Annotated in this window: 3 protein-coding genes; all 3 read left to right on the plus strand. The window is 43.5% G+C overall.

The annotated features are described in order from the left end of the window. A partial coding sequence (locus tag QZZ43_RS15805) for an NAD-dependent epimerase/dehydratase family protein (protein WP_291861407.1) occupies positions 1 to 830 on the plus strand: 830 nt, incomplete at its 5' end. A 4-nt stretch (positions 831 to 834) separates the two neighbouring features. Beyond that, positions 835 to 1815 (plus strand): DUF4380 domain-containing protein, encoded by a 981-nt coding sequence (locus tag QZZ43_RS15810; RefSeq protein WP_291861409.1) that lies wholly within the window; start codon positions 835 to 837, stop codon positions 1813 to 1815. 371 nt (positions 1816 to 2186) lie between these two features. Beyond that, a partial coding sequence (locus QZZ43_RS15815; protein WP_291861411.1) for a glycoside hydrolase family 9 protein occupies positions 2187 to 3800 on the plus strand: 1614 nt, incomplete at its 3' end.

A 3800-nucleotide genomic window follows, 5' to 3' on the forward strand; every position in this document is an offset into this window, starting at 1 on the left:
AAGTGGTTAAGAAAGTAATTGACGGGCACCATTGGGATGTGGTGGTTAATTGGATTGCTTTTACGGAAGAAGACGTCAAGCGCGACTTTGAATTATTTAAAGGAAAAACCAATCAATATATTTTCATCAGTTCGGCATCGGCTTATCAGAAACCGGGAGGACATCCCGTAATTACGGAATCGACGCCGCTTTACAATCCCTACTGGCAATATTCGCGCGATAAGATAGCCTGTGAAGATTTCCTGATGCGAAAATACAGGGAAGACGGGTTTCCGATAACAATTGTCCGGCCTTCGCATACTTATGAACACGTCATTCCTGTGCCGTTGTGTGGATGGACCGATTTTACCATTATCGACCGCATTCGCAAAGGGAAGGAAGTCATTATTCATGGTGATGGAACGTCACTCTGGACTGTTACCCATTCCGAAGATTTTGCCAAAGGATTCAACGGTTTACTGGGCCATCGTCAGTCCATCGGACATAGTTTTCATATCACCTCTGATGAGATCATGAACTGGAATCAGATTTTTGAACAGGTAGCCGAAGCAGCAGGAGCTCCGCTTAAGGCGGTTCATATTGCATCCGATTTTATCGCCCGGTATGATGAGCACGCTTATGGTGGCTTGTTGGGAGATAAAGCACAAAGTGTTATTTTCGATAATACGAAGATTAAACGTTTTGTCCCGGGGTTTAATGCGACCATTAAGTTTAGTGAAGGGATTAAACGAACCATCCGTTGGTTTGAGGAGAAACCGGAACGCATGAAAATGGATCCTGCCAAAGGGCAACTGGAAGATAGAATTATTAATGCTTATAAGTCGCTTTAGAGAAATGAGATTATTTTATTTGTTGCTGTCGGTCGTGATTCTTTTGGTTTTTTCCGCACCTGGATGCTCTTCGGTTGAAGAAGGAAGTGGACGATTAATCACATTGTCCAATAATTCGCTTAAGATTATTCTGGCCCCCGAATTGGGGGGACGAATGGTCTTTTTTGGTCATCCCGATGGAGCTAATTTGCTGAAAGAAAACGAAGAGGTATGGCAGGCGCATACATGGCCCGATTCTGTCCTTTTAGATATGCCGTTTAAAGGATATCAGGGGATGATAATCTGGCTGGGGCCTCAGTCTCATTGGTGGATTCATCAGGATTTGATGCCGGAACGCAAAGCTGCTAAAGCCGTTTGGCCTCCTGACCCTTACCTGATTTATGGCGGTTTTCAGGTTGTTCACTTAACCGATAGTTCGGTAATCCTTTCCGGCCCGCCTAGTCCGGTAAGTGGTGTCGTTATGAAAAAGGAGTTTTGGTTAAAGGGAAACCTCTTACAGCTGGCTGTGGAAATTGAGAATATTTCCAACGACACTCTGGGATGGGACATCTGGACCAACAGCCGGTTTGACCCGGAAACCAGTTTTTATGTTCCCAACATAGATACAGCAACTCTGGGGTTTACTTATAATAATGCTCTGGGATGTGCACCGATTTCACATTCGATGGAGAATGGCGGCTTTTCTTTTAAACTACCTTCTGTAGCTGCCAATCCGGATAGTATATATCAGACAAAAGCATTTATGTATTCATCAGAAGGACAAATAGTGGTTGAACAAGGCAACCATCGCTTGATAATGTCTTTCACTCCTCCCGAAAAACACGAAATTCATCCCGAGCAGGCCCTGATAGAGGTTTATATGAAAATGTCAGCCGATGAAAGCAATAATTTGCTTGAGTTGGAACATCATTCTGCTTTTCAATTGTTGGCACCCGGTGAAAAAATGAGAACAAGTCAGAGTTGGATTTTGGAGGCGCTTAAGTGAGGTCGATGGTGTGGTAATTTCTGAGTTAGAGCCAAGCGAACGGAAGAACAGAATAGCAGGAAAACTTTGACAATCGCGAAGTTTGTTTCTATGTTTGGAAACACCATAACCCAATGAATTAATCCAAATGGAGAAACCAATTGAAGTCATGTTTCTCAATAGTCCGTTAAAAAAAAGCTTAAACGCAGAGACGCAATGACGCAAAGTTTTTATTATGAGCGAGTTGTGCCCTGTCGGCTTGGCTTTGTAATGGATTTATTATCAATTGTTTGTAAAAGTTTGTCGGGATATTGATTTTTACCACTTGCTGAAAAAAATGTGAAATCTATTGAACCTAAGGCCAGGAAGAAACTATTTTAAACCTGTGAATTATGAGATTGTTAATACCGTTTTTGGTTGTTTCCTTATTTGGAACATTATCAATTAATGCTCAATCCTATTCCGATTTTATTGTCGTTGACCAGTTTGGCTATCTTCCTGATGCGCCGAAAATTGCCGTAATTCGTAATCCCCGGACCGGATTTGATAGTGGTGAAAGTTTCTCCCCCGGGGCTACCTACAATTTGATAGATTCAGAAACAGGAAGTGTCGTTTTTTCAGGTGCTCCTGCGGTTTGGAATGGTGGAAGCACAGATCCTTCATCGGGAGACAGGGTTTGGTGGTTCGATTTTTCATCAGTAGCAGAAACAGGTAATTACTATGTTTTGGATGCGGATAATGAGGTTCGTTCTTTCGAATTTCGCATCTCTCCTTCGGTCTATAACGAAGTTTTGAAACAGGCTGTTCGTACTTTTTTCTACCAGCGTTCCGGTTACGCTAAGGAAACCCCGTTTGCTGAAGCAGCCTGGGCAGATGGTGCCAGTCACCTGGGACCTTTGCAGGACACGGAAGCCCGTCTTTTTAGTGATCCGGACAATCCAGATACTGAAAAAGATGTGAGTGGTGGCTGGTACGATGCCGGCGATTATAATAAATATACCAACTGGACTGCCTCTTATGTCATTGAGATGATGTATGCATTTCAGGAGAATCCGGACGTTTGGACAGACAATTTTAATATTCCGGAATCAGGAAATGGCATCCCCGACTTGCTGGATGAAGCCAGATGGGGCCTAGACCATCTTCAGAAAATGCAAAATGAGGATGGAAGTGTATTGAGTGTGGTGGGTGTTGCCCATGGCAGTCCGCCATCATCAGCATCAGGGCAAAGTTTGTATGGCCCCGCCAATACCTCGGCTACGCTTTCCACAGCAGCTGCTTGTGCTCTGGCCGCGACGGTATATAACTCAGCAGGTATGGTGGCTTATGCCAATGAGTTGGAGCAGAATGCCATAGCTGCATGGAATTGGGCGGTTGATAATCCCAATGTGATTTTTAATAATAACGATGCTGAATTTAATTCTCAGGGGTTGGCTGCAGGACAACAGGAGGTGGATGATTACGGGCGCCTGACCAAAAAAATTATGGCTGCCTGTTTCCTCTTTGATCTGACAGGGGAAGAGGTTTACCGTAGTTTCTTCGATAATAATTATGAGGATGTGGAAATGATTAAATGGAATTACGCCTTCCCGTTTCAGACAGCCAATCAGGATATGCTTCTGTATTATACATCTCTTGAGAATGCAACTCCAGCGGTGGTGGAGCACATCACAACAGTTTACGGAAACAGCATGATGAATGGAGACGATAACTATGCTGCCATTACCGGGCAGAAAGACCCATATATGGCGCACATTAAAGATTATGTATGGGGAAGTAATTCCATCAAGTCCCTGAAAGGAAATATGTTTTTGAATGTGGCGCGGTTCGATGCAGGAACCATAAATATGGAAGAAGCCAGAGATATTGCTGTGAAATACATCAATTACCTACATGGGATAAATCCGCTAAATTTTGTGTATCTCTCCAATATGTTTTCCTATGGGGCAGATCAGGGCGTCAGAGAGTTTTATCACACTTGGTTTTCCGATGGTTCTTCCTTGTGG

This window comes from Marinilabilia sp. (genome assembly GCF_016278715.1).
GTDB lineage: Bacteria > Bacteroidota > Bacteroidia > Bacteroidales > Marinilabiliaceae > Marinilabilia.